Source organism: Macrococcoides caseolyticum (assembly GCF_002902665.1).
Lineage (GTDB): Bacteria > Bacillota > Bacilli > Staphylococcales > Staphylococcaceae > Macrococcoides > Macrococcoides caseolyticum.
The window spans coordinates 1-4,327 of record NZ_PPRM01000091.1; the positions used below are offsets into that span (position 1 = coordinate 1).

Sequence of the window (4,327 nt, forward strand, 5' to 3'; positions counted from 1 at the left end):
ATATCATTAAAAATGGCTGCGCTAATACAAGCACAGCCGAGTAATTAATTTTTATTTTTTTAAGTGTCTACTTGACTGGGTGATGTTCAAACGTATTCTGTTGTTGTAGTTATAAATTATATAAATTCCCGAAGTTATAGTATTTAACTTCTTTAAATGCATCCTTAGTCTTAACAACGTTCTTAGTATCAAGAATATATCTGTGTCTCATTCCATCAAAATCACCATCAGTGAGCTGCTTAAATTCGGAATGATCACTCAATATCAATACTAAATCGCTGTCTTTAACCGCTGTTCCCATATCTTCTTCAACAAACTCCTGCTTCACATGAGGATCATAAGCGACAACTTCATATTGAGATGCAGTTAACATTTCATAAATATCAAATGCAGGTGATTCACGAATATCATCAACATCCCCTTTATATGTCAAACCAAATACAGTGACTTTATTACCACCGAGTTTAGATAAGATTTCCTTCGTATGATGTACAACATATTCTGGCATAGACACATTGATGTCACGTGCAAGCTTGATCAATAATGCATGCTCTGGGGCCTCTGCGATGATGAAATATGGATCGACCGCTAAACAGTGACCACCGACACCGGGACCTGGCGTATGTAAATTAACTCGAGGATGTTTATTTGCCATCTCAATCACATCATTAACATTAATCTCTAGATCGTTGCAGATTTTAGCGAGTTCATTCGCTAATGCGATATTTACATCACGATATGTGTTCTCCATTAGTTTAGACATCTCAGCGGTCTTCGCCTGCGTCTCAATCATTTCACCTTTAACGAAAGTCCCGTAGACGCGCTTACCCGCTTCTACACAAGCAGGTGTGATTCCACCGATAATGCGATTGTTATAAACTAATTCATGCATGATCTGGCCCGGTAATACACGCTCAGGGCAATGGACAAGATAGATATCTTCGCCAATTATAAAGCCTTTAGACTCTAGATATGGCTTCACATGGTCATCCATGGTACGCGGTGCAATCGTCGACTCAACGATTACTGTATCCCCTCTCTTAAGTAACGGGATAATACTTTCAACACCAGACATCACGATTGAGATATCACATGATTTATGTTCATCGTTGTTATTTGGTGTGGGTACCGCAATAATATAAGTATCTGCCTGCTCTGGTATCGTCGAAGCTTTGAACTTACCCGAGGCCAGCACTTCCTCCAATGCTTCTTGTAGCCCAGGTTCTTCTATATGAATCTGCCCTTTATTTAATTTATCTACAGCTTCTTGCTTAATATCAACTCCAACAACATCAACCCCATGCTTCGCAAACATAATTGATGTCGGTAATCCGATGTAACCTAAACCTATCGTTGTAAGTTTCAAATTAATCCATCCTTTTCTCAAGAAAACTCATATTTAATTAAGTAATAATTTTTATCTACTTCATGGGTAGTATAGCTTAAGAAAATATGAAAAAGTGAGGATTAAACAAATCTTCATAGTAGTTTTACGCTGACTATAAACTATTAATATTAGATTAATAAACAGTACTTTTATATATAATTATTTAGATAATATATTGATTGTAAACATAATGTAAAAGACAAAAATTTAATGTCAACCAATTAAATTTGTGTTAATATATTACAATATATCACCAATATAATAGGAGCGACTTATGAAAAAAAGAATATGGATATTCACACTCATCATCGTCTTAATAGGATTAGTTGCAGCTGCAGCAGTTGCTTATCAAACATTAAACACAAAAGTAGAGAAAACCGCTAAAGTAATCCATACAAACATCAGCCGAGAAAAATCCGACTTACGCAAGAAACAAGTATCAATCAAAGACCATGATCCTATTTCAATCGCTCTGTTCGGCGTTGACTCTAATACAAAAAGACTCGCGACAGGAGATGCAGGACGCTCAGATACAATCATCATCATAAGTATCAACCCAGCGAAAAATACGAGTGTAATGGTATCGATACCGCGAGATACATACAGTGAAATTGCGGGGCATAATACACACGAAAAGATTAATCGCGCATATAACCATGGCGGTGCTAAAATGGCAGTAGAATCTGTAGAAAAATTAATGAATGTCCCCATTGACTACTACGCCACGATCAATATGGATGGCATAGAAGAAATGATCGATACAGTCGGAGGTATCGACGTCGTGAGTAATGCAACCTTCAGCTATGAAGGTCATGATTTCGTACAAGGCGAACTGACACATTTAAACGGCAAAGAAGCACTATCTTTCATTAGAAGCAGAAAACAAGTAGGCGCAGGCGGAGATTTCGGAAGACAAGAACGCCAGCAATTAGTGATTCAGGCGCTTGCAGATAAATTAGTTAGTATGAGTTCTGTATCTAAGATTGATTCTTTATTAAAAACGATAGAAGGAAACGTCGTCACAGATGTGACATTTGATGACCTGAAAACTTTAATCAGCAATTATTCAGAATCATTAAATACCGTCGAAAAGTTTCAATTAACAGGATACGGCCAATTTCTTAACGATAATCTATGGTACTTTATTCCTAATTTAGAAGAAAAGCATCACATACAGAATACGTATCTAGAGAACTTGGGCTTACCACAATTGTCCATCGAGGAAGATAGCTATGAACCTCCATCTATTGAATCACAATACGTTAATCCTTATAATGATTATTCTAATAACAATGTGATTAATTATGATTCGACGGAAGTGCCTTAATATTATTTCCAAGTTAAATAAAACTCATTTTATAAAATTTTGATTTTCATGTATTATATAAGAATGACATTAGAGGAGGAATATTGATGAAATTTTTAATCACAGGAGGCGCAGGTTTTATCGGTTCTAATATCGCTGAAAAGCTAGTTAATAACGGCAATGAAGTGCATATCTTAGATAATCTTACAACTGGTAAAATTAGCAACGTAACATTCATAAAAGAAGAATATATACATATTGAAGACATAAGGAACTATGATTTTATAAGAAATTTGCTTATAACGCATAAATTTGATTACATCATCCATCTTGCAGCCATGGTAAGTGTAGTGGAAACGATTGATAAACCTCTCGAATCAAACCAAATCAACATCGATGCTACCATTAATTTATTAGAGACTATTAAATCTTACAATCCTGAGCTGAAGAAATTTATCTTTGCATCTTCTGCAGCATTATATGGAGATTTGCCTGGACTACCAAAATCGACTGAAGATCCTTTAAAGCCATTATCTCCATATGCGATTCAAAAGTTTGCAGGCGAATCTTATGCAAAAATTTATAACGACTTATATGATATTCCAACGACTTCTTTCAGATTTTTCAATGTCTACGGTCCAAAGCAAAATCCAGAATCTGACTACTCCGGTGTCATCTCTATTTTAAACAAAAAGTTTGAAAGTAAATCTACCTTTACTTTTCTCGGTGATGGTCATCAAACACGTGACTTCGTTTATATCGATGATTTAGTGTCAGCAGTAATGTTAATTTTAGATAACGATCAGACGAATGGTAAGGTGTATAATCTTGGCACAGGTAATGAAACAAGTTTATTAGAAGTATACAATGCATTTAAAAATAGTTTTTCTTATGAGATACCTGTTGAATTCAAGGACTCACGTAAAGGTGATATCAAATACTCAGTTGCCGAAATTACACCATTAAAAGAATTAGGTTACAGTGCGAAATATAGTATTATTGATGGTATAAAAGCATATACCGAATTTAATCATCGCCACCATCAAAAGTAAAAAATCTCTATCGACTTTAATTAATGTCGATAGAGATTTTTTTATTTTTGAGATAAACAATGAATCTGATCACAAAGATTATATAGAATTTCATCGTTCGGTATGTATTTAACTAATCGATTGGTGTAGGACGACATATTATCTTTATTCGCTAAATTAAAACATAGTTCTTCTGGATTTGAAATTTTTACAAAATGATCATAGGATTCAATATCAATTAATGGCGTTTGAGTATGTTTTTCAAAGAATGCTTCTTTATCAAATTGATAGAGTATAACATCTTTTTGCATGACATTAAAATCAAAGAGAACAGAAGAATAATCGGTAATAAGTATTTTCGCTTTCATCAGTAGCTCTGGTATCTTGTCATTGTCTTTTTGAATATCTATATTAATATTTGAGAAAAAGTGATTGTATCGCTTAAATTCATAATGCTGAAAGAATGCTATTCTTTTGTCTGGAAAATCTTTTCTGAGTTTTTTTAATAATTTGTGATACATATTAAAATAGTCAGATTCTAAAAATTGCTTTTCATCCTTAATATAACTTCTCCACGTGGGCATGATTAATATATCTATTGCG

At 34.1% G+C, this 4,327-nt stretch carries 4 protein-coding genes; 2 read left to right on the forward strand and 2 right to left on the reverse strand.

What is annotated here, in order from left to right; translation table 11 throughout:
* Nucleotides 1-109 precede the first annotated feature (109 nt).
* The gene (locus tag CD152_RS10175) at nt 110-1,366 is read right to left on the reverse strand and encodes a nucleotide sugar dehydrogenase (RefSeq protein WP_101171251.1); all 1,257 of its coding nucleotides are present in this window, start codon (nt 1,364-1,366) and stop codon (nt 110-112) included.
* A gap of 295 nt (nt 1,367-1,661) precedes the next feature.
* On the opposite strand from CD152_RS10175, the gene CD152_RS10180 reads away from it, so the two are divergent.
* The gene (locus tag CD152_RS10180; protein WP_103214746.1) at nt 1,662-2,714 is read left to right on the forward strand and encodes an LCP family glycopolymer transferase; all 1,053 of its coding nucleotides are present in this window, start codon (nt 1,662-1,664) and stop codon (nt 2,712-2,714) included.
* 86 nt (nt 2,715-2,800) lie between these two features.
* The gene (locus CD152_RS10185) at nt 2,801-3,745 is read left to right on the forward strand and encodes an NAD-dependent epimerase/dehydratase family protein (protein ID WP_101030553.1); all 945 of its coding nucleotides are present in this window, start codon (nt 2,801-2,803) and stop codon (nt 3,743-3,745) included.
* 41 nt (nt 3,746-3,786) lie between these two features.
* On the opposite strand, the gene CD152_RS10190 is transcribed toward CD152_RS10185, so the two are convergent.
* Nucleotides 3,787-4,327 (reverse strand): CDP-glycerol glycerophosphotransferase family protein (locus tag CD152_RS10190; protein ID WP_205757044.1); only part of this gene is annotated, 541 nt, incomplete at its 5' end.

Coding starts and splice junctions, on each gene's coding strand:
- CD152_RS10180 (WP_103214746.1), top strand. CDS start 1,662: ATGAAAAAAAGAATATGGATATTCACACTCATCATCGTCTTAATAGGA.
- CD152_RS10185 (WP_101030553.1), top strand. CDS start 2,801: ATGAAATTTTTAATCACAGGAGGCGCAGGTTTTATCGGTTCTAATATC.